General features: G+C 48.5%; 19 protein-coding genes and 1 riboswitch. Of the genes, 11 read left to right on the top strand and 8 right to left on the bottom strand.

Annotated elements, in window-relative coordinates; all coding sequences use genetic code 11:
* The first annotated feature begins 15 nt into the window (after window positions 1-15).
* Window positions 16-747, top strand: a complete 732-nt coding sequence (locus AYO36_RS01595) for a hypothetical protein (protein ID WP_050678116.1) — start codon at window positions 16-18, stop codon at window positions 745-747.
* A 51-nt stretch (window positions 748-798) separates the two neighbouring features.
* On the top strand, window positions 799-1,146 hold the full coding sequence (locus AYO36_RS01590; protein ID WP_050678117.1) for an iron-sulfur cluster biosynthesis family protein: 348 nt from the start codon (window positions 799-801) through the stop codon (window positions 1,144-1,146).
* Between the two features lie 232 nt (window positions 1,147-1,378).
* Here the strand turns inward: AYO36_RS01590 and AYO36_RS01585 are convergent, their stop codons facing one another.
* The 3 genes from AYO36_RS01585 to AYO36_RS01575 all read right to left on the bottom strand — a co-directional run bounded on the left by AYO36_RS01585 (window position 1,379) and on the right by AYO36_RS01575 (window position 4,887).
* Window positions 1,379-3,421, bottom strand: coding sequence for a bifunctional diguanylate cyclase/phosphodiesterase (locus AYO36_RS01585; protein WP_064299354.1), 2,043 nt, complete (start codon window positions 3,419-3,421; stop codon window positions 1,379-1,381).
* Window positions 3,422-3,605: 184 nt separating this feature from the next.
* Window positions 3,606-4,343 (bottom strand): anti-sigma factor, encoded by a 738-nt coding sequence (locus AYO36_RS01580; protein ID WP_064299353.1) that lies wholly within the window; start codon window positions 4,341-4,343, stop codon window positions 3,606-3,608.
* Window positions 4,324-4,887: an RNA polymerase sigma factor gene (locus tag AYO36_RS01575; RefSeq protein WP_058703803.1), complete on the bottom strand. Its 564-nt coding sequence runs from the start codon at window positions 4,885-4,887 to the stop codon at window positions 4,324-4,326. The genes AYO36_RS01580 and AYO36_RS01575 overlap by 20 nt, the downstream gene beginning before the upstream one ends.
* Before the next feature lie 226 nt (window positions 4,888-5,113).
* Here AYO36_RS01575 and AYO36_RS01570 point away from each other — a divergent pair, with 226 nt between their 5' ends.
* The 3 genes from AYO36_RS01570 (at window position 5,114) to AYO36_RS01560 (ending at window position 7,218) form a co-directional block, all read left to right on the top strand.
* Window positions 5,114-5,377, top strand: a complete 264-nt coding sequence (locus tag AYO36_RS01570) for a metal-sensitive transcriptional regulator (RefSeq protein WP_023469359.1) — start codon at window positions 5,114-5,116, stop codon at window positions 5,375-5,377.
* Window positions 5,378-5,546: 169 nt separating this feature from the next.
* The gene (locus AYO36_RS01565; RefSeq protein ID WP_064299352.1) at window positions 5,547-6,353 is read left to right on the top strand and encodes an SMP-30/gluconolactonase/LRE family protein; all 807 of its coding nucleotides are present in this window, start codon (window positions 5,547-5,549) and stop codon (window positions 6,351-6,353) included.
* 127 nt (window positions 6,354-6,480) lie between these two features.
* Complete coding sequence (locus AYO36_RS01560) at window positions 6,481-7,218, top strand: MBL fold metallo-hydrolase (protein WP_064299351.1); 738 nt, start codon at window positions 6,481-6,483, stop codon at window positions 7,216-7,218.
* 263 nt (window positions 7,219-7,481) lie between these two features.
* Here the strand turns inward: AYO36_RS01560 and AYO36_RS01555 are convergent, their stop codons facing one another.
* The gene (locus tag AYO36_RS01555) at window positions 7,482-9,092 is read right to left on the bottom strand and encodes a glycoside hydrolase family 13 protein (protein ID WP_064299350.1); all 1,611 of its coding nucleotides are present in this window, start codon (window positions 9,090-9,092) and stop codon (window positions 7,482-7,484) included.
* A gap of 148 nt (window positions 9,093-9,240) precedes the next feature.
* Between AYO36_RS01555 and AYO36_RS01550 the strand changes: the two genes are divergently transcribed.
* The 4 genes from AYO36_RS01550 (at window position 9,241) to AYO36_RS01535 (ending at window position 13,192) form a co-directional block, all read left to right on the top strand.
* Window positions 9,241-10,428 carry an aminotransferase class I/II-fold pyridoxal phosphate-dependent enzyme gene (locus tag AYO36_RS01550; RefSeq protein ID WP_064299349.1) on the top strand — a complete coding sequence of 396 codons (1,188 nt, stop codon included), beginning with the start codon at window positions 9,241-9,243 and terminating at the stop codon, window positions 10,426-10,428.
* A gap of 62 nt (window positions 10,429-10,490) precedes the next feature.
* Window positions 10,491-10,596, top strand: a riboswitch (SAM riboswitch).
* Between the two features lie 84 nt (window positions 10,597-10,680).
* Window positions 10,681-11,694, top strand: a complete 1,014-nt coding sequence (locus AYO36_RS01545) for a methionine ABC transporter ATP-binding protein (protein ID WP_064299348.1) — start codon at window positions 10,681-10,683, stop codon at window positions 11,692-11,694.
* Window positions 11,684-12,349, top strand: coding sequence for a methionine ABC transporter permease (locus tag AYO36_RS01540; RefSeq protein ID WP_023469366.1), 666 nt, complete (start codon window positions 11,684-11,686; stop codon window positions 12,347-12,349). Before AYO36_RS01545 ends, AYO36_RS01540 begins: the two co-directional genes overlap by 11 nt.
* A 27-nt stretch (window positions 12,350-12,376) precedes the next feature.
* Window positions 12,377-13,192 carry a MetQ/NlpA family ABC transporter substrate-binding protein gene (locus AYO36_RS01535; protein WP_064299347.1) on the top strand — a complete coding sequence of 272 codons (816 nt, stop codon included), beginning with the start codon at window positions 12,377-12,379 and terminating at the stop codon, window positions 13,190-13,192.
* A 59-nt stretch (window positions 13,193-13,251) separates the two neighbouring features.
* On the opposite strand, the gene AYO36_RS01530 is transcribed toward AYO36_RS01535, so the two are convergent.
* Window positions 13,252-13,749, bottom strand: a complete 498-nt coding sequence (locus AYO36_RS01530) for a GNAT family N-acetyltransferase (protein ID WP_064299346.1) — start codon at window positions 13,747-13,749, stop codon at window positions 13,252-13,254.
* Window positions 13,750-13,836: 87 nt separating this feature from the next.
* On the bottom strand, window positions 13,837-14,715 hold the full coding sequence (locus AYO36_RS01525; protein WP_064299345.1) for a CAP domain-containing protein: 879 nt from the start codon (window positions 14,713-14,715) through the stop codon (window positions 13,837-13,839).
* A 348-nt stretch (window positions 14,716-15,063) separates the two neighbouring features.
* Here AYO36_RS01525 and AYO36_RS01520 point away from each other — a divergent pair, with 348 nt between their 5' ends.
* A complete protein-coding gene (locus AYO36_RS01520) occupies window positions 15,064-15,420 on the top strand; it encodes a hypothetical protein (RefSeq protein ID WP_064299344.1) in 357 nt (118 codons plus the stop codon).
* 14 nt (window positions 15,421-15,434) lie between these two features.
* Here AYO36_RS01520 and AYO36_RS01515 read toward each other — a convergent pair whose 3' ends face one another.
* Together AYO36_RS01515 and AYO36_RS01510 are read right to left on the bottom strand one after the other, a co-directional pair.
* Complete coding sequence (locus AYO36_RS01515; protein WP_064299343.1) at window positions 15,435-18,182, bottom strand: chitobiase/beta-hexosaminidase C-terminal domain-containing protein; 2,748 nt, start codon at window positions 18,180-18,182, stop codon at window positions 15,435-15,437.
* A 129-nt stretch (window positions 18,183-18,311) separates the two neighbouring features.
* Window positions 18,312-18,491: a DUF2188 domain-containing protein gene (locus tag AYO36_RS01510; RefSeq protein WP_035396111.1), complete on the bottom strand. Its 180-nt coding sequence runs from the start codon at window positions 18,489-18,491 to the stop codon at window positions 18,312-18,314.
* Between the two features lie 599 nt (window positions 18,492-19,090).
* Between AYO36_RS01510 and AYO36_RS01505 the strand changes: the two genes are divergently transcribed.
* Window positions 19,091-21,121 (top strand): thioredoxin domain-containing protein, encoded by a 2,031-nt coding sequence (locus AYO36_RS01505; RefSeq protein WP_064299342.1) that lies wholly within the window; start codon window positions 19,091-19,093, stop codon window positions 21,119-21,121.
* Window positions 21,122-21,194: the final 73 nt, after the last annotated feature.

Below are 21,194 nucleotides of genomic sequence, written 5' to 3'. Positions count from 1 at the left end.
AAGGAGGTTTTTTGTTTGAAAACTAATAAATGGATTTGGCTCAACTGGGTCGGCTTCATCTTCACGATTGCCGTGAACGCCCTCGATGGTGGAAAGACAGGACGAATTTCCGATTCGATCATCACATTGTTCAAACCGGCTGGGTATGCGTTTTCGATTTGGGGATTGATTTATACAATTTTACTCATCTGGTTGATTTTGCAATCGATTCCGAAATTCAAGGAACACGAACTGGCGAAGAAAATCGGACCGTGGTTCTTGATCAGCTGTCTGTTCAACGCTGGCTGGATCGTCTCCTTCACGTTTGAACTGTTCGTCGTTTCCGTCGTCGTCATCGTCGGTCTTTTGCTGTCATTGATCGTCATCTACTCAAAAATTGATCGTGAGACGAAAGGATTACGCTTCAAGCTACCGTTCTCGCTTTATCTCGGCTGGGTTTCGGTCGCGACGATCGCTGACATCTTCCTGACGATCAACGCAGAAGGTGTGACATCTTGGCTTGGAATTGGAGATGCAGGCTGGACGATGATCATGCTCGTCGTCGGAGTCGTCGTCGCTCTTCTCTTCATGTTTGCGAACCGTGATCCGATTTATCCGCTCGTCTTCGTCTGGGCGTATATCGCGATCAATTTCGAGTCCGATAACGGTCTCGTCGATACGACGGTTCTCGGTAGCGTCGTCTTATTGTTAGCCGGTTATATCTTCCTTCTCGTCCGGATGCGCCGCCAAGTCAGCGTGAGCAAGTGACGTTCCTTTCTTGTTCAAACGGCGTATACTAAAGGAAAGGAGTGAATGACCATGAATATCACATTTACACCGTCTGCTCAGGAGCGGATCCGCCAATTACGCGGTGAAGTATCCGGTCAACTGCACCTCTATTACGATACAGAGGGTTGTGGTTGCGGAAACTCTGGTATTTTCAGTATTCGCATCGTCGATGAAGCGACACCGGAAGACATGACGATTGATTCAAACGTCGGTCCCGTTCTCGTCAAGCGGTGGTCGAGTCATTTCCTCGATCAAGAAATGACACTCGATTACAACGCGGAGAAAAAAGCGCTCATCCTAAAAAGTGATGGACAATACTTTAATACGAATGTGCTCGTGACGGATCAAACAGGCTGCGTCCTAACGGTTCGTTCATAAGCGAAAATGAAAAAGGCAACTTCCATCGTGGAAGTTGCCTTTGTTTGTGTTCGAACAGACAGGTGCTGCGTCGAAAGCTGAGTTGATCGAGTATAGTCGAATGTACTGGATGTCTGTCTGCATCGTGCACGAGCTGGTGAAAACCTCCAGCGCTTTGCGTCCCCCCAGACGTCGCATGCATCATCCTCGCATGCTTATCTAGTATACGAACGGAAGTCACGTTTGGATTGCCTTATCCGACATTTAGAACCGTTTCTTCGATCGTCCGCTGGTTTAGATCCTTCACGTGCATCGGCTTACTGTAATAGTAACCTTGACCATAATCGCAACCGAGACGCTTTAAGAAAAGATGCTGTTCGAGTGTCTCAACACCTTCCGCGACGACTTCGATTCCAAGACTCTTCGCAAGCTGAATGATCATTTCTGTGATCGCTGTTCCCCGTTCGTCATGTGGGACTTCATCGATGAACGACTTGTCGATCTTCAGGATATCAATCGGGAGATGCTTTAAGTGTGTCAGTGAAGATAGACCCGTTCCGAAGTCATCGAGTGCAATCGTCAGACTGAGTTGCTTCAGTTCACCGAGCATCATCATCGCTCGGTCGAGATTCTCCATGACGGATGTTTCTGTGATTTCGAGCTGTAGTTGTAACTCGCTTCCACTCTTTAAGGAATGGTGAACGATCTCTTTAATCATCACGTTATGTGACTCGGACCGGAAGTGCATCGCGGATAAGTTGACAGAGACTTGACGAATGAAATAATCTTCCTTCTTCCAAATCTCCATCTGTGCGACGGTCTCCTTCAACACCCACTCGGTCAAACGGTGAATTAAACTGTATTTTTCAGCAAGCGGGATGAACTCCGCCGGTGAGATGAAACCAAACTTCGGATGATTCCAGCGAATCAAGACTTCCGCCTGATCGACCTTTCCTGTAGCGAGTGCGATCTTCGGTTGGTAGACGAGAGCGAACTCCTTGAAATCCGTCATCGCCCGGCGTAAGGAACCGACGATCAATTGCTCCCTGCGATCGGAGTGTAGCGCATCATCGTACACGATGAATCGATCACGTCCCTCGTTCTTACCAGCACGTAGCGCACTTTCCATCTGACCGATTCGCATTTCAAGCGATTCCTTTGTGTTCGGTAAAATGACGCCCATCGTTGCCGTCAAATGAACCGGCTGATCCTCGAGCGCAATCGGTTGACGCACGTCCTCTAAAATCTGTTCGAAGACCTCTGTCATGTCTTCTTGTGAAACACGTTTGATGAGGAAGAACTGGGTGCCGTTATAGCGAATGCACGCTTCATCTTCCTTCAACGTCCCTAGCATCCGTTCTGCGAACTGCCGGATGACCGCATCGCCCTTATCAAAACCGAATGTGTCATTGACCCACTTGTATCCATCAAGATCAAGTAAAGCCATCGCCATCTCTTGTTTCGCTCGACCGTAATGGGCATCGACCTTCGTCATGTGATGGTCAAGCCATCTCCGATTATGCAGTCCGGTCAAATGGTCCGTATACGCCATCATTTGTAGAGCACGTCGTTCCAAGTGAATATAGAGCCCAGCAATCAAGATGACAATCAAGAAGACGGGGATCGCGACTTCGTTTAAGATATTCGACGTGATTGGAGCGTCGCCGATGATCTCGGCATTAGAAGCTGGGATACAAAACGATGTACCAAGCATTCCGACATAATGCATCGAAGAGATGGCAAACCCCATCACGACCGCGATGGGAATCAAGATCCGTTTCTGATCGACATGTCTTAAGCGATGGAGCAGTAGCAAAGCGATATACGCGACGGTAACGGCAATCAGAACCGATAAGAGGAATAATCCTGTCTCATACCGAACGGTTCCACCGAACTGCATCGCCATCATTCCGAGATAATGCATCGTGGCGATTCCGCCCCCCATCAGTGCCCCCGCTAAAATCACCTTATTTCTCGTAATCGTCGACGAGTACAAGAGATGGAAGGCAATGAAAGCAGCTAAAATGGCAGGAATGACGGATAAGAACATTAAAAACCAATCATAGCGAACCGTAACCGACAGGGCGAATGCCCCCATCCCGACGAAATGCATTCCCCAGATTGATAATCCCATCGTCAATGATGAGAGGAACAAGGCACGCTTCTTCAAGGAAGTCGCCTTCGCTAGACGCCGATTTAACTCTAGTGAACCATATGATCCGATGATGGCAACGAGCACTGACACTACGACGAGTGTCACTTCATAATGTTTCGTTAAGATGATCCATTCATTCATTGTATGAGGCCTCTCCTTAATAGACTGTCATTCTCCTAACTATCGTCTGCTCGGTCTCATTTCTTCAGTAAAAATTAGAAATTCATTCGATTTCTTATCATTTCAACGCGCTTTTGCTTATTCCATTCAGCACCTTGCACAAAAAAAGCGAATCCGTAAGATACGGATTCGCTAGAGCTATCGATTATAATGCGACCGATGCGACGATTTCGCCCGTCGGTTTTTCTAAATCCGGTTCTGGTTCGACCGTGATGGCGACCGCGTCCACCTTGCCGTCTCCTTTAAGTGGGAAGACAGCTGCTGCCTCTCCATCTTTTTCGATGACACCGTTCGCAGTAGGTGTTTCGCCTTCGATCGTCCATAACTGATAAAGTTGCCCTTCTTGAAGGGGTGGTAAATCCTTCAACTGGACCAGCATGTACGATTTATCGTTTTGCGTGAAAATCATGCTTGATCCTTTGATGGACTCTGTGCTTTCGAAGTTCCCCATCCCTTTGATCTCATCCATGGCTAACGTCTCGGGTGTATCCGTGCTTTCTTCCTGTGAGAGGAAGTAGGCGTTCGCACCAAGTGAGAGAATCAAGGCAGCGGCGATACTCATCAACCAGCCGAGTGGGACACTTTTTTTCTTCGTTTGTTGCTGACGTGCTTGTTTGATGTCTACCGGAGTAGTCATCGGTGCTTCCTGAGGAGACGCCGTCTCTGCTGAACCAAGGACTTCTCCAAGAATCCGTGCTTTCATACCTGCAGGAACGGGTCGCTCCGGAAGCGATTCAGCGATGGGAAGCATGAGTTCTTCCATTTCTAAAAGCGCTTCGCGACATTCTTCACACGTCGCAAGATGCGCTTCGAACGCGTCGCGATCTGCTGCGGATAATGTTCCATTGAAATAATCGATTAAGTCATGACAACGTTCTTCCATCTCGTTCCCTCCCATCCATTCGTTTTCGTAATGCTTGAATCGCGCTCCTGATTCGCGTCTTGACCGTTCCAAGAGGTAAATCGAGTCGCTCTGAAATCTGTTGCTGCGTCATACCCTGGAAGTAAACGAGTTCAATCAGCTCTTGCTGCTCTGGCTTCAGTTCACTAACCGCCCCGCGCACTTCAGCAGCTGTTTCCCGCTGCATGACCGTTCGCTCGACCGGCTCGTCGTATCCACCATCGCGCTCCTCGACTTCGATTGTCGGTTGTCGTTTTTCACGACGGAGACAATCCAGTGCCGCGTTACGTGTAATCGTTAAAATCCACGATGAAAACTTTCCTTTTTGTGTATCAAAATCAACACGACCATTCCAAATCTTCATCCACACTTCTTGTATGACTTCTTCGGACAACCGGTCATTATTCGTAAAGCGATGGGCGAATGAAAACAATAACCGCTCGTATTTATCGTACAATGTCTCGAGGGCTTGCTCATCACCGCTACGCATCAGATGATAAAGCGATTCATCGGATTGAGTGTGCATCCTTCTCCTCCTTCTGACGTCAGCCTTATCATATAGTATACGCAAGCTGACACCAAATCGTTTTCGATTTTATTCATTTTCTAAGTAAAAATCTTCACCACATCCATATTCCCTAATTCTAATAAAAGTATAGCTTAAAATTCTGCTGAATTGACAGTTATACCGTAATGGGCATAGCATAAAGATACTACATGACGTCAGGTCAACGGGAATCGGAGGAATAAAAATGGATTATGATCGGAAGATGAAGAACCGTGTTAGTCGGATCGAAGGACAGCTACGAGGTATTTTACGGATGATGGAAGAAGGGCAAGATTGCCGCGATGTCATCACCCAGCTCTCCGCTGCCCGTTCTGCGATTGACCGGACGATCGGCGTCGTCGTCAGTTCGAATCTAATTGAGTGCGTCAAGGACGCCGAACAAAACGGCGATGGACAAACCGAAGAACTGGTCAAGGAAGCGGTCAACTTGCTCGTTAAGAGCCGCTGATATAACGCTCGTACGGATAGTCTGCTTTGATAGCAGGCTATTTTTTTAGACGTTTATTTTAGTATATCAGCCGTTTGATCCAGGTTTGATTGCGCGTCAAAACAGGTATACTAAATTGTTATTATCTGGACTGCTCGTAAAAGACGTCCACTTAGGAGGAAGAGTACTTATGACCGTTTCCCTATTCATTGATGTCGCATGTAAGACAGGCGAATCTCCTGTTTACGACGCAAAAACAAAGCGCTTTTATTTCGTTGATATTCCGAATCAACTTCTCTTCTCATATGATCTCGTCACAGAAGCACTCAAACCGTATACGTTACCAAGCGCCATCACATCGATTGCCTTGACGGATGCACCGGATTTATTACGTGTCACGGCAGAACACGGATTCGGAACGTTTGATCTCAAAGAAGGACATCTGTCTCTTGAGCATCAACTGTCGCTACCCGATTCCGACCGGATGAATGACGGAAAGCTTGATCCAACCGGACAATATGTCGCCGGTAGCATTAATGAAGAAGACGGTAAGACCGCTGGATTGTTCCGCCTGCGTCACGATGGCTCCATCGATGTCTTGCACGAAGACTTGACGAACTCGAATGGACTCGTCTGGTCAGAAGATGGCAAGACGCTCTATCACATCGATACACCGACGAAAAAAGTCTATGCCTTCGACTACGCTCCGGACGCTCCACTTTCGAATAAGCGTGTCGCCGTTGATCTCGAAGAAGAAGAAGGGTTCCCGGATGGTATGACGAAGGACGCGGAAGGTCACGCTTGGATCGCGCATTATGCTGGATCATGTATCACCCGTTGGAATCTTGCGACTGGTGAAAAACTCGCTCATGTCGACTTCCCAGTCGCAAATCCGACGTGTCCGATTTTCTACGAAGATCGATTGCTCGTCACGACCGCTGCAAACGGAGATGATGCACCACACGCCGGTGCCGTCTTCGCCGTAACATTTGAATGATTCGTAGAGGGGGGATCATCTTTTTTAGAGGTGATGCCTCTTTTTACACACAATTCGTCTAGACGCCTATTCAAAAACAGACGATACTAAAGAAGAAGACTATTCATTTTTTGAAGGAGTGAAGCCGATGCGTGTCACGACAATCGAACGTTTACATCAACTGCAGACGACCCCATCCTTTTTCCCGGTCAACTGCTACCTGTTTGAAGAAGCAGACAGTTTAACATTGATTGATGCTGGACTCGGAATTAACGCAAAGGCGCTCTATCACTATATTCGACAGCAAGAGAAACCACTCGGTGCAATCATCCTGACTCATGCGCACGCCGATCATGTCGGCTCACTGGATTTCCTTGCGAACGCCTTCCCTCTCGCTCAAGTCTGTATCAGTTACCGAGATGCTGCATTGCTCAGTGGGGATGAGACGCTACGCGAAGGCGAAACGACACCCTTAAAAGGGGGTATTCCGAAAAACATCAAAACACGACCGGATCGATTGCTCGAGAGTGGTCAACAAGTCGGAAGTCTCAGTGTCATCGCCTCACCCGGGCATACACCTGGTTCGATCTCGCTTTGGCATGAAGGGAGTCGGACGTTGATCGCTGGAGATGCTTTTCAGACGCAAGGGGGACTCGCCGTCTCCGGTGATGTCCGCTGGCAATTTCCGTTCCCCGCACTCGCGACATGGGATCCGGACGTCGCCCTTCGCTCGGCTGATCAACTGACGGAACTATCTCCAGATATTCTTGCCGTCGGACACGGTCCCCTCATTCTCGGACCGAGTTACGAGATGCGCCAAGCTGTCGATCGATTCGGACACGTCTTACAGACGAAAAAATCTTCTCCATTCAAATCACACACTTAAAACGGGACTGTATCATAAGTCAGTCTTTCCAAAGATAAGGATGGCAGAATGAAAATCTGCCATCCTTATCTCATAACAAAAAGAATGACGCGTCGCACGCAACTCCTACAGGAATAAGCGCATTTATGCGCTTCAGAGACAAACAAGACCCGTTTTCCTGCTTGAATGAAGCAGGAAAACGGGCTTGTGTCTCGCCTGAGGAAAGGGCGTGAAAAGACGCGTCATTCTTTTTTTGAGTTAGCCCCATTTTTTCGTCCAGTGGTTCAATTCTGTTCTGCAACAGCATAACGATAGACGCGTGCTTCGTAGGGACGCAAGATATCCGGGCTATCCGGATAGTTTGATACGAGCAATTTTTCATGCGGTAAAATGAGGGCGGTCTGCATCGGTTCATCATGTACGTTGAGGACGATCCGCCAGACTTCTCCCTCTAATTCCCGTTCATAGATATAGAGATACGGATCATGAAGCGCTAAGTCTCGGTACGTGCCGTAAACCATGATCGGATGTTGCTTTCGCATCTGAATCAGCGACTTGTAAAAAGCAAGCACGGACGATGGATCCGCTTCTGCCTGCGCGACATTGATGTCCGTATAATTCGGGTTGACGGCTAACCATGGTTTCCCACTCGTAAAGCCAGCTGCATGTGTACCGTCCCACTGCATCGGTGTGCGGGAGTTATCACGGGCAAGTAACTGCATCGACGAGAGTACGACCTCCGGATCCTCTCCACCAGCGACGCGCTCCGCGTATCGATTTCGAAAGGCGACGTCTTGATAGAGCGACGGATCCGAGAAGCGAATCCCCGTCATCCCGATCTCTTCTCCTTGATACACGTATGGAATTCCGGGTAACGTATGCAACATCAAACCGAGTAGTTTTGCGCTCTCGACGCGATACCGTTCACTGCCGAAGCGCGTCACTTGTCGTGTATGATCATGGTTGTTGAGAAACTGTGAATTGACGCCTAGTGGGTATAAGACATCGTACCAGCGTTTCTGAATTTCCTTGAACCGTAAAAGATCCATCGCCTCCATATCGTCCGCGATCTCGAAGTGAAACAGCGTCCGAAGTTCTTCTCGATCTTCACTGACGTATAACAGCCCGTCTTCCGGACCAACGAACGGAATCTCACCGACTGTGAATAACTCTTTACCCGCAAGGACGTTCGCATGCATCTCCTGCAAGAAGTCATGCACGCCTGGCTGATTTCCAAGGTACGATAGATCAAACGGATTGGCGACATCCTCGAACGACCGTTTTTTGATCAAGTTGATGACATCCATCCGGAAGCCGTCGATCCCTTGAGCGATCCACCAGTTCATCATATCGTAGATCGCTTGCCTCACAGCTGGGTGCTCCCAGTTTAAGTCGGGCTGTTCTTTGGCGAAGGAATGAAAATAATACTGCCCGCGCTCTTCACTCCACGTCCATGGGCTTGGCGCAAAGTACGAGCGCCAGTTGTTCGGAGGCGTCTCTTTCGTGCCATCCTGCCAGATATACCAGTCATCCTTATCGTTGATCCGCTCCCGCGACTGACGGAACCAGTCATGCTGGTCACTCGTATGGTTCACGACTAAATCGAGAATGACCTTCAATCCACGGGCATGAGCGGCAGTGATCAACTCCTGGAGATCTCCCATCGTTCCCGCTTTTTCCATGATCTCGTAATAATCGGCAATATCATAGCCGTTATCGACGTCCGGGGAATGATAACACGGATTCAACCACACGACATCGACACCAATTGAAGCGATGTAATCAAGCTTGTCGATGACACCTCTTAAATCACCGATCCCATCCCCGTTCGAATCTTTAAAGCTACGCCAGTAGACTTGATAGACGACTGCCTCTTTCCAGTTAGCTCGCTTCATCTTCCCACTCCTCTCCCTACTCTTTATTCCCGCTCCACTTATCTGTACCTGTTTATCCGACAATTTTTTTGAATTTCGAAAAAGTTCTTTTCTTTTGACTGAATATTCGTTATCCTTGACGACAATACCACGAAGGAGGCATTCATCCATGAAACATTTCGCTCCATCCATCGCCATTGATCGGCTTCCTGCTCCTGTCTTCGCTGAACTCGCGAACCGAATCGGTGCTGTAAAAGCTGCCGGACACGATGTCATCACACTTGGTCAAGGAACGCCTGACCAGACGACGCCTGTACATATTCTCGATGCCTTAAAACAAGCCATCGACGAGCCAACGAACCTTCAATATCCACCGTTTCGTGGACATGATTTTCTAAAGCAAGCCGTCGCTAGCTTTTACGCGACTGAGTTCGGTGTCACAATCGATCCAGCAACGGAAGTCGCGATTCTCCTCGGTAGTAAAGCCGGTATCGTCGCCTTACCGCAGACAATCGTCAACCCTGGAGAAGGAGTCATCGTTCCGGATCCAGGATACCCGGATTACCTGTCTGGCGCAGCACTTGCTGGTGCATTCCCGATCACGCTTCCGTTGCTTGAAAAAAATAACTTCTTACCGGATTACGACTTACTTGATACGACGGACGTCGAGCGTGCCCGGATGTTGTTCCTCAACTACCCGAGTAATCCGACGGGTGCGACCGCGACGGCAGAAGCCTTCGAACAGACAGTCGCTTTCGCCGATGCCCATGATATCTGTGTCGTCCATGACTTAGCATACGGCGGCATCAGTTTCGATGGTCCGACGCGAAGCTTCCTGCAGACGGAAGGGGCAAAAGACGTCGGGATCGAGCTATTCTCACTCTCAAAACGCTTCAACATGTCCGGCTTCCGGATCGCCTTTGCGATTGGTAATCCGTCCGTCATCTCAAGCATCGAGACGTACCAAGAACATCTCTACGTCAGTGCCTTCACACCGATTCAACATGCTGCGACCGTCGCCCTGACGAGTGACCAGACATGTGTCCGCGAGTTAAGCAGTCTGTACGAAACACGACGCGATGCGTTGTTCGCAAAACTCGATGCGATTGGTTGGAGTGGACCACGACCGGGCGGTTCCTTCTTCGTCTGGCTTCCTGTTCCGGAAGGTTACACGTCCCAAAGCTTCACCGATCACCTGCTTGACGAAGCACACGTCGCCGTGACCCCTGGATCCTTCTTCGGCGAATACGGTGAAGGCTACGTCCGGATCAGCTTGATTGCTGACGTCGAACGTCTAGAAGAAGCCGTCGATCGAATCGGAACGCTCAACCTGTTCCGGACACCTGTTGCGGAATAATTCTGAAAAAACATTTGACAGATGGGAATCATTTCCGTTAAAGTAAATCCCAACAGCATAACTACTTATCGAGAGCGACCGAGGGATTAGGCCCAACGACGTCCGGCAACCACCTGTAAGGAACGGTGCCACATCCTACAGAATGATTTTCATTCTGAGAGATAAGTTACGAAATCTTACACTTTCGTCGCTTTTTTCTGGTTGCTCCGCTACTAGGAAAAAGCGACTTTTTTTGTATGAGGAGATGAGCGGATGATTGAATTCAAACACATTACAAAACGGTTCGTTCGAGATCGGACCCCGATTTTTGCATTACGGGATGTCGATTTGACGATCCAAAAAGGAGAAATCTTCGGGATCATCGGTGAGTCCGGTGCCGGTAAGAGTACGTTACTTCGCCTAATCAACGGACTCGAGCATCCGACACAGGGAAGCGTCAAGGTCGACGGTGTCTCGCTTGGCGGAATGTCAAAAGCAGATTTGCGTCAACTTCGCTTACGGACAGGAATGATCTTTCAGCATTTCCAATTGATCCAGTCGCGCAACGTCGCGGATAACATCGCTTTTGCGCTCAAGGCTGCTGGAGTCAAACGAGCAGATTTCCCGGAGCGAATTCGCGAACTCGTCTCGCTCGTCGGACTTGAAGGATTTGAGACGAACTTCCCGAGCCAATTAAGCGGTGGGCAGAAACAGCGCGTCGGGATTGCCCGGGCACTCGCGAACGATCCGACCGTCTTGTTATGTGACGAAGCGACATCAGCTCTTGACCCCGTTACGACACTACAGATCCTTGAACTGCTGAAGGATTTGAATGAACGACTCGGATTGACGATCGTCCTCATCACGCATGAGATTGATGTCGTCAAACAGATTTGCCATCGCGTCGCGGTCATGTCGCAAGGTGAAGTCGTTGAAGTCTCCTCAACCTATGACCTGTTCAGTCAAGCCAAGCATCCAGTGACGCAACATTACGTCGATACGGCACTACAAATCGAATTGCCGGAACGCATCTTACAGGCAACTCCAGGCAAGATCATCCGCTTGCAGTTCACGGGCGAGAAGACCGGTGAGAGTACGTTATCAGAAGCAATCCGCCGTTACGATATCTCAGTCAGCATCTTGCACGGCAAGGTCGACTACATTCAAGACGTCGCCTTCGGTGTCCTGATTGTCAGCTTGACGGGATCATCCGACCAAATCGCTCCTGCCCTCGACTGGCTCGCGACGGAACTTCATGCACTCGAGGTGATTCAGGATGTGGCTTGATCGTATTCAAACGATGTTACCTGAGCTCTTGAAGGCACTCGGCGAGACGGCGTGGATGGTAGGAATTTCACTTGCCTTTGCATTGGTCGTCGGGATTCCGCTCGGGATTCTCTTGTTCGTCACCGACCGGGGATTATTTTTTCAAAACCTTGCCGTCCGCCGTGTCCTTGACTTCGTCGTCAACATCGTCCGGTCGCTACCGTTCATCATCTTGCTGGTTGCCCTCATTCCGTTAACGAAGTTCTTACTCGACAATACGATTGGTCCGACGGCAGCATCCGTCAGTCTCAGTGTCGCAGCGATTCCGTTTCTCGCGCGACTCGTTGAGACGTCACTGCGCGAAATTCCGCCTGGTCTAATCGAAGCAGCGGAAGCATGTGGGGCGAAACCATTACGGATCATCGTCAGTGTCCTCTTACCGGAAGCACTCCCTGGCATCATTCAGGGCATCACATTAACGACGATCAGCTTGATCGGCTTCTCAGCGATGGCTGGTATCGTCGGCGGTGGAGGTGTTGGTGACCTCGCGATCCGTTTCGGTTATTATCGCTACGATAATCTCATCATGATCGTGACGATCGTCGTGCTCATCGTCATCGTTCAAAGTATTCAAGCACTTGGCAATCAACTGGCGCGAAAAACAGATAAACGCTAATCATACATACAAAGGGAGAGTGGAATCATGAAAAAACGATATGCCTTTTTAGCAACAGCCTTACTCGGTGCAGGAGTCCTCGCGGGATGTGGAGACAGCAGTGCTGACGAAAAAGACAAGACGATCAAGATTGGTGCGACGAGCGGTCCGTATAGCGACATGGTCAAACAAGCGATCCAGCCGCAACTCGAAAAGAAAGGCTATAAAGTCGAAATCGTCGAGTTCAGCGATTACATCCAACCGAACATCGCCCTCGGTAGCGGGAACATCGACGCCAACTTGTTCCAACACTCGATCTATCTCAAGACGTTCTCTAAAGAAAAGAACCTCGATTTAAAAGGACTCATCACGGTTCCGACAGCACCGATGGGACTATACAGCAAGACAGCGAAGACACTCGACGACGTCAAGACAGGTGCTGAAGTCGCGACACCGAATGATCCGACGAACCAAGCACGGGCACTGAACTTGCTTGCGGAACAAGGCTGGATTGAACTGAAGCCGGACGCTGATCCACTAACCGTTTCAGAGAAAGATATCGTCAAGAATCCGAAGAAACTCGTCATTAAACCACTCGAGGCGGCTCAATTGCCACGCGCCGTCGAAAGTGTCGACATTTCAGCCGTTCCAGGAAACTTCGCACTTGCTGCGAAATTCGACTTACTTGATGCGTTAGCGCTTGAGACGATGGACGAACAATACCGTAACCTCGTCGCTGTCCAAACGAAAGATGCGGACAAGCAAGTCGCAAAAGACTTAAAAGCAGCCGTCGAATCGGACGCTTTCAATACAGTCATCGAAAAATCATTCAAAGGCTTCAGTAAACCTGAATGGGCAAACTGATGTAAAAAACGACCGGAATTCAACGAGATCACCTCTCTTTGAATTCCGGTCATTTTGTGTTAGAACCGATACCACATCAGTTCTTCATCATGATAGGTATCATCGATTTTCAGCGCCCGCGGTTCAATCGCGTATGATTCAAAACCAAGTGATCGATACAACGCTTTAGCAGCTTCATTCGTCCGGACGACCGAGAGATGGACTTGCTCGATCACAGGATGCTGCTTTAATCTACGTAATGCCTCTTCTACGAGTTGTCGTCCGACCTGTTGCTTTCGGGCGCGTGGCGTAACGTACATCGCAAATAGATTCGCTCGATGTCGCATCTTGACTGGCTCGGAGCAGACGATAGTGACGACACCGACGAGTTCATTTTCATGAAACGCACCGAACGTCATCGACTGTTCGCTTTCAAGACGAGTTGCGTACCGTTCGATGGGTCGATCTTTTTCTGCTTCATAATCAGAGCCGAATGCCTCCGGATGGTTTCGTAAGGCTTCTAACCGCAATGCTTTGTAACGAGTTGCATCTTCTGCCGTCAATTGACGTATTTTCAACTGCTCCACCCCCTACCTGTAGTATAGAACGAACTAACTCGTAAAAAAGAGGACGACATCGAGCGATATCGTCCTCCATTCTTCTATTTAAGGTGTTCGGAAATTAATCGTGAAGTACGGTGCGTTGTCTCGGAATGCTACACCGACATCCGCCTGCTTGAAGCTCTTTTGAAGGATGTTATCGCGGTGTCCTTTCGAGTTCATCAAGCCCCAATGCGCCGCAAAGACATTCGGATAGCCCATCGAGAGATTCTCACCGGCTCCCATGAACTTGATACCGCCTTGTTTCATTCGATCGAACGGGTCACGCCCTTGTGGATCCGTATGCGAGAAGAAATTATTCTTCGCCATGTTTTCGCTGTGACCACGTGTAACCGGCTTCAGTGCCGTGTACGGTGCTAATGGATTTAATTTATAGTCGGCTCGTTCCCAGTTCATCAACCGAAGCATCAGTTTCTCATCTGTCGTTCGTAACGCATTCGACGCCGTACCGTAGAAGCCTTTTTTCTTCGCTTCGACGTCTTTTGGAATCGCAAGCGTCGCTTTGACTTTATTGCCGTCATGTTGATCGAAGAAATATGTCACGTAATTGCCTTTCTTCTCATAGACGGCGGCATGATCCAGATTCAACATGTAGTTCGTATTGCCTTTACGATAGGACTTCACTGCGGTCCAACCTTTTTTCTTCAAGGAAGATTCCGTATCCTTATTCAAGACCGCGCCTTGCGTCGTCACCCCGTTCTTGAAACGATACTTCCCATAATCTTTTCCATCCTTCGTCAAGGCGACGAATTCCTCCGTTGATGTCCGTCTGACTTCCCAGTCGTATCCCGGATACTCACTGCTATATCGATCAATCAGCTTGCCGCCGCTTTTCGGGTAATCGGCTTCTGCTTGTTCCATTGGAATGTTTTCGTAGCCGAAAAAGGCTACTGCTGCTACTCCGATGATTAGCCATTTTTTCATGCCCTCGTTTCGCCTCCTTCTATTTCATTACCTTTATTTTAAAAGAAAATCATTCCTTCGAACAGTCATCGGCTCTCATTTGTCTAAATCACATCTTTCGTCCACAAATCCGACATATTTCATGAGAGCGCTACCATTTCAAAAAAGCTTTTGTTTAAACGATTCTTGAAAGTATTTAATACACATACTAAATGATTTTCCCCTTTTATTAAAATGTGTGAACATTCTTTTATTTCATTCTAAACGATTTTTGATTGCTCTCCGATTCTCGACTCGGTATCATTAGAATTCGTAAGCCAAACTTTCAATGCTTTTCCAAATAACATAATGATATGAAGGAGTTGACCTATGGTTTTACTGTATTTCATTTATGAATCCATTGCTTTTTTGCCGATTCAACAATACTTATTTTCCGGCTGGATGATTCTTGTCGCGTTGACCGTATCGTTTAGCTTGGCTAATGCACATGAAGATGTCCGACTCAATCAACGGCTCGGTTTCGAGTTACTTGTTCCTGGATCGGGTATGCTGCTCTCTAAGAAGTTCATTCCTGGTCTTGCTATCATCCTTTTTTTAATCTTGATCCACTTCACGTATATGTTCCGCGCCATCCCTCTACCGATTGCTTTAATTTCGACACTCTCGATCAGTACACTCTCACTTCTTTCGCTTTTTATACCAGCACGCAAAAAAGCGGACCGCTAAGTCCGCTTTTTAATTTATTGATATTTTGTTGTTTCAGTTAGTTTATATTTATTCGACAGTTCGAGCCAAATCGTTTTTCCTTTGATCGTTTTCACTTGAATGTATGGACGACCTTGCGAAACACGAAGTGCGAGCAATTCACCTTGTTGGTCGGCATGTGTTTCACTTGCTTTATCCCAGTTGCGTCCTAGTTTTCGTTCAATGAAGATATGTTTTCCTTTTTGGACAGCGCGCCAGATGCCGACTTCTGCTTTTCCTTTGACCGGTACGGCCGTCTCTGCACCTTGAATTGAGATGATCGCTGGGTCGTGATCACTCGCGCTACCGTCTGCTTCCATATACTCTGAGTTGATGTTGACGATATCCGACGACGTATACGACTTCAAGTTATTCGAGATTAAGATATGGTCGAGCACTTGAGCGTTTCCGTTATAGATATACGAGTACCGCTCTGATTCCGGCAAATCATCGACTGTGTTCCACAAGTTATCGCCTTTTAAGATATCAAGCGTCTTCGAGAACTGGAAGTCATTCAAGTCACCGAGTACGACGACGTTCGATCCTTTGACTTCCGTCTTCAATTCAGAGACGAAATCTTGGACGATGTTCGCGATCGCATGACGCTGGACTTCACTTTTACGTACGACCGGCTGGTTCTTACCGAAGTCAGCTCCGTCGCCACCTTTTGAGTTAAAGTGGTTGACGATGACATGATACGAATCACCGTTGAAGAGGAATTCTGCGACGAGCGGTTTCCGTGAACTCGCGAAGTTCGGATCCGTCGGTTGGATGCGACCCGGGTTTTTCGTTAACTTACCATTTTCCACCGTAACGGCTTCTGTCGCGCCACCTTTTTCACCTGGTGCGAGCGATACACGTGCTGGATTGTAGAGGAATCCGACACGGATGTTTCCGCCCGGCTGTCCACCATCCTTCTTGTCTTCTGGTGCGATGTCCGTATAGGCATAGCGGACACCCGTTTTCGCTTCGATCGCGGCGATCAATGTCTCAAATGATTTCGAAGCATCGACCGTGCCGCTATCCGTCGCACCATCGTTATCCTGCATCTCTGTCAAACCGACAATGTCCGGCGTTTTCAAGAATGTTGCGATACCTTCTGAGACACGGTCGACTTTTCCAGCGTCTGCCGTTGAAGCGAAGTTCTCGACGTTGTACGAAGCGACAGTCAAACGTGATTCACCCGTTTTGATGTTCGTCGGCTGACGATCCGCTTCGCGCGTGACGAGTTTCGGAAGGTCCGCTGCTTTTGAAAGTACTTTATATGCCGAATAGTTGTAGCTCATGACACCTTCGATCGTTCCGTTGAACGTATCACCAGCTTTCGCGCGGTAAGACGAGCTGCCCATCTCAACGAAGAGACGTTCTGGATTCACGTTGTCCTTCGTCAGGATCGGAGTTCCGCGTTTCGTGTAGACCTTATCCGCCGTCTGCGTCCGAACTGGAATCGTCCGGTTCGCTTGTGGACCTGTGACGATTGCGTTCGGTAAAGCGACACGCATACCTTCTAAGCTTTCGTATAAGTCAATCGCATCTTCTTCTGGATCAAACTGCGCGAACGAATCGTTGTCGACGACTTGCGTCGGAATCAAGACTCCTTTATCACCGAGGACGATACTTGCTGGTAATCCTTCGTTGAGTGCACCCTTCACGAGATTGACCGTACTGATTTCCGTGACCGCTAAATCTGTATCGAACTTATCGCTGTAGCCACCAAGCAACCACTCTTTGACATATCCTGTCGTCGCGACTTTTTGTCCAATGGCAGCACCATGGTTTTTCGCGTAGACGAGAATCCCTTCTGATGTCCGGCTGTCGTTATCCGGATTCGGATCTTGCATGTAGAAGTTGTTCGCATCGACGACGTACGTGACGACACCTGTCGTCCGGACGAGTTGATCTGCGTACGGCGACGTATGCGCAACGCCTTGGATGTTGCTGATTTTCGTGATCGGTGGTGCGATATAGTACTTGAATGTCGAAACCGCTGACGTTTTACCGTCCTTGACGGCAACTGCTTGAATCGTCACTTCATCGTTGATCGTGATCGGTGACGTATACACCGGACTGTCGACAGTTGGTGTCGTGCCATCAACCGTGTAATGAATCGTTCCTTCACCTGACAATGTCACTTGATCTCCACGTTCAACTTCACCGACTGGAGAAGCTGTAGGTGCTGCAAGAACGTCGCCCGCTTCTGTCTGATGACTACCGAGATTCGTCAGTGTATCGACCGGGAAGCTCGTCCACTGTGATGGTTCGTATGTTTTAGCACCAGACGTGACGCCCGCATTCCGCACGAGTGTCGTATCTTTTGCGAAATCCGTTGATGAACCGAGTGGTCCGATGATATCAAGAACGACGTCGCCTTTTTTAAGTGCAATTGGATCATTCCCGTTGAAGTTCAATGATCCCGTCGTCAATTGTGCTTTTGCTTTGATATCCGCATTCGCACTCGAATTCGCGATAACGAACGTTTTACCTGGATCCACTTTCCCCGATAGTGTGATTTTCGCTTCTGATGGTCCACCGTTCGTATATTGAACGAGTGTATAGTCTGCTAAATCAATGATTTGCCCCGATCCATTGTACAGCTCGATTGCCTTGTTATTGCTTGTTCCTTCTATGTATTCAGACAAGATGACGCCTTCGCCTTCTGCCCCGACAAGACCCGCTTGTGGAAGGATTCCTGCTGTTAACACTCCGGCCAATGCCCACTTTCCAAACGTACTGCCGTATTTCATGATGAGACCCCCTATTGAATTTTCTGACACTTCTTAATAATATCAGATTATATTCTCAATAGTGTATATTTTTCGTAAAAAAAGATACCATCCTTCGTAAATGAAAGAAATGGTATCGCTTACAACTTTTTATTGTTCGTCTTTGTGACTTTCGTACCATTTTTCAGCTTGCGATGTCGCGATCGGAATGGCGCGTCCCTCTTCATACCCGTCTTTTAATAACGCGTTCGCGATCTCGATTGCTTTCTTTCGAAGTGGCGGATCAAAGTTCTTGAATGACTCCGGATAGTCGTTCTCATTCCATGGCATGTCGTCACCCCCTTCTTTCAGCATTACCCGAAAAAAGGCACAAAAAAAACGCCTCATCAGCGTGTCGTTGTTTTGGTTGTCATGAGAATCGAGGATTACAGGTGATCAAAACACCTGAAACGACGAAAGCCCTACCTCTCTTTCGTTGTTACGGCTCCTTGGCCGCGCCAGCTGAATCAAGCATTTTAGCAAGAATCGTGATGCGTCTGCAACGGACGCATGATACTGGGATTTTTAGAAATAGCTCGGGAATGAGCGGAAAAGTATCGATTGGAAGGTTTATCTTGCTGGGTCAACTTCTCCTCGTAGTATGAAGAAGGACAAAATAAAAGCGATGACTTATGTCTGACTCATTTGTCAGTAGCGGTCTAAAAATCCTGACCTGTCGATTTAATTGTATGATATGGATTGAAGATTCTCACATGAGTGATCATCCCCGATTCATGACTTATATTAATCTATCACACTTTCTTTTATAAAGTCAATCTTTCTTTTGAAAAATCGTTTTCTCCTGTCTCAGAATTGGAGTTGCACCTGCCGTAAAAGCCGAGTATCGTGAAGAGGACTCATTACTATAGAAGAAACGAGGGAAATCCATCATGTCGAATCGACTTATCCATGAAACGAGTCCCTACCTATTGCAACACGCTCATCAGCCTGTCGATTGGTACCCGTGGGGCGAAGACGCCTTCACTGCCGCTCGGGAAAGCGGCAAGCCGATCTTTTTATCGATTGGTTACTCGACGTGCCATTGGTGCCATGTGCTGTCTCACGAAAGCTTCGAGGATGAAGAAACGGCACGCCTCTTGAACGAACGCTACATCGCAATCAAGGTCGACCGGGAAGAACGTCCTGACATTGACCATGTCTACATGACGGCGGCTCAAGTCATGAACGGACAAGGCGGCTGGCCACTGAGCGTCTTCATGACAGCGGACCAGCAACCGTTTTATATCGGTACGTATTTTCCGAAGACGCCTCAGTTCAACCGCCCGAGTTTTCGTCAGGTGACGCTTCAGCTAAGCGAGCAATTCCGCCGTTCACCAGAAAAAATCGCACAAGTCGGTCAGAACATGTCGCAAACGCTTCGCGACGTATTGCAGCCTACAGCGGCTACTAGTACTTGGAATGAATCCATCATTCACGAGACGTTTGATCAAGCGATGCGCCAATTTGACCGTCAACACGGTGGATTCGGCGGGGCACCGAAGTTTCCGTCGCCAGCCCTGCTTCGTTTCTTGCTTGATTATTATCAATACGCGGAAGACGAGACGGCGCTCCATATGGTCATGCGATCATTGATCGCGATGCGTGACGGTGGGATGACCGATCAAGTCAGCTACGGTTTGTTCCGCTATACGGTCGATGCCGAGTGGCAGATTCCTCATTTCGAGAAAATGCTGTACGACAATGCTTGGTTCGCGACCTTATGCATCGAGACGTATCAAGTGACCGGACAAATCCGCTTCCGACGTTACGCGGAAGAAGTCCTATCGTTTACAGAGCATGAGATGACTGCCGCGGACGGTACCTTCTACGCCGCACTAGATGCAGATAGTGAAGGAGGCGAAGGACACTATTATACGTTCACGGCAGCTGAACTGACGGACTTGCTCGGACCAGACGCACTGTTCCCGCGCTTTTATCATGCTTCACCATCAGGAAATTTTGAAGGACGAAACGTCTTATACCGGACGGGACGAACACTTGAGGCATTCGCACGTTCTGTTCACTTGTCGCCTGCTGAGACAGCGGCGCAACTCGAACGCGAGCGCCAGCTTCTTCTTCGTGCGCGAAATGAACGTCCGCGTCCGTTTCGTGACGATAAGCGCTTGACATCGTGGAACGCGATGATGATCTCGACGTTCGCTAAAGCCGGTCGCATCTTTGATGAACCGCATTATACACGTGTTGCAACGCGTGCGATGACATCACTCGAACGATTCGTTCGTACCAAACAGCAGCTTGCCGTTCATTACCGCGAAGGACAAGCGACCGGACACGGATTCCTCGATGACTATGCTTATTTGATTGACGCACATCTTGAACTGTTTCAATCGACACGACGAGCGCTTCATCTAAAGGAAGCCTTAGTACTTGCAGATGTGCTACAAGGTCAGTTCCAGACAGTAGATGGCTATTTTTATCTGACGTCTTCACGCTCCGACGAGCTACTCGTTCGTCCACTTGATCTGTATGATGGGGTCACACCTGCCGGAAACAGCGTTGCCTTGCATGCCTTCTTCACGCTCAGTCGCCTCACCGGGCGTCTCGTCTATCAGGAAAGTGCCGAACGGGCTCTTACGGCATTAGTAGAAGAAGTCGAGCAACAACCAACGGGCTTCGCCTCACTTGTCAGTACGTTCACCTATCGGCAGATGGAACCGAAGGAATTGATCATCTTGATTCCTGAAGAGTCGGAAATCCCAATCGAAATCAATCAACTGCAACAGAGGCGCTTACCAGAAGTCGCCTTGTTGATTGGGACGAAGCGTGACCTTCTACCGCTTGTACCGCTGCTCGCAGATTATCCTGAACCAAACGTACCTACCGCTTATCTCTGTCATGATTTTTCATGTGAACGACCAACGACGAACCTGACAGAACTCCTCGCTCGTCTCAACATCTGACCTTATCCCCTCTTGTTTAAACAAACAGGAGGGTTTTTCAAAAAACCAGACCCCTTTTTTCAAAATAATTCAA

This window comes from Exiguobacterium sp. KKBO11, assembly GCF_001644945.1.
Classification (GTDB): domain Bacteria; phylum Bacillota; class Bacilli; order Exiguobacteriales; family Exiguobacteriaceae; genus Exiguobacterium_A; species Exiguobacterium_A abrahamii.
Note: the sequence above shows the minus strand (reverse complement) of the source record. Positions and strands in the feature narration are given on the sequence as shown.

What these genes read in the sequence shown, in the direction of transcription:
- AYO36_RS01510 (WP_035396111.1), bottom strand. Translation starts at nt 18,491, where the DNA reads ATGCCATGGAATGAGAACGACTATCCGGAGTCATTCAAGAACTTTGAT.
- AYO36_RS01505 (WP_064299342.1), top strand. Translation starts at nt 19,091, where the DNA reads ATGTCGAATCGACTTATCCATGAAACGAGTCCCTACCTATTGCAACAC.
- AYO36_RS01585 (WP_064299354.1), bottom strand. Translation starts at nt 3,421, where the DNA reads ATGAATGAATGGATCATCTTAACGAAACATTATGAAGTGACACTCGTC.
- AYO36_RS01515 (WP_064299343.1), bottom strand. Translation starts at nt 18,182, where the DNA reads ATGAAATACGGCAGTACGTTTGGAAAGTGGGCATTGGCCGGAGTGTTA.
- AYO36_RS01570 (WP_023469359.1), top strand. Translation starts at nt 5,114, where the DNA reads ATGGATTATGATCGGAAGATGAAGAACCGTGTTAGTCGGATCGAAGGA.
- AYO36_RS01555 (WP_064299350.1), bottom strand. Translation starts at nt 9,092, where the DNA reads ATGAAGCGAGCTAACTGGAAAGAGGCAGTCGTCTATCAAGTCTACTGG.
- AYO36_RS01590 (WP_050678117.1), top strand. Translation starts at nt 799, where the DNA reads ATGAATATCACATTTACACCGTCTGCTCAGGAGCGGATCCGCCAATTA.
- AYO36_RS01545 (WP_064299348.1), top strand. Translation starts at nt 10,681, where the DNA reads ATGATTGAATTCAAACACATTACAAAACGGTTCGTTCGAGATCGGACC.
- AYO36_RS01550 (WP_064299349.1), top strand. Translation starts at nt 9,241, where the DNA reads ATGAAACATTTCGCTCCATCCATCGCCATTGATCGGCTTCCTGCTCCT.
- AYO36_RS01560 (WP_064299351.1), top strand. Translation starts at nt 6,481, where the DNA reads ATGCGTGTCACGACAATCGAACGTTTACATCAACTGCAGACGACCCCA.
- AYO36_RS01575 (WP_058703803.1), bottom strand. Translation starts at nt 4,887, where the DNA reads ATGCACACTCAATCCGATGAATCGCTTTATCATCTGATGCGTAGCGGT.
- AYO36_RS01580 (WP_064299353.1), bottom strand. Translation starts at nt 4,343, where the DNA reads ATGGAAGAACGTTGTCATGACTTAATCGATTATTTCAATGGAACATTA.
- AYO36_RS01565 (WP_064299352.1), top strand. Translation starts at nt 5,547, where the DNA reads ATGACCGTTTCCCTATTCATTGATGTCGCATGTAAGACAGGCGAATCT.
- AYO36_RS01525 (WP_064299345.1), bottom strand. Translation starts at nt 14,715, where the DNA reads ATGAAAAAATGGCTAATCATCGGAGTAGCAGCAGTAGCCTTTTTCGGC.
- AYO36_RS01520 (WP_064299344.1), top strand. Translation starts at nt 15,064, where the DNA reads ATGGTTTTACTGTATTTCATTTATGAATCCATTGCTTTTTTGCCGATT.
- AYO36_RS01535 (WP_064299347.1), top strand. Translation starts at nt 12,377, where the DNA reads ATGAAAAAACGATATGCCTTTTTAGCAACAGCCTTACTCGGTGCAGGA.
- AYO36_RS01540 (WP_023469366.1), top strand. Translation starts at nt 11,684, where the DNA reads ATGTGGCTTGATCGTATTCAAACGATGTTACCTGAGCTCTTGAAGGCA.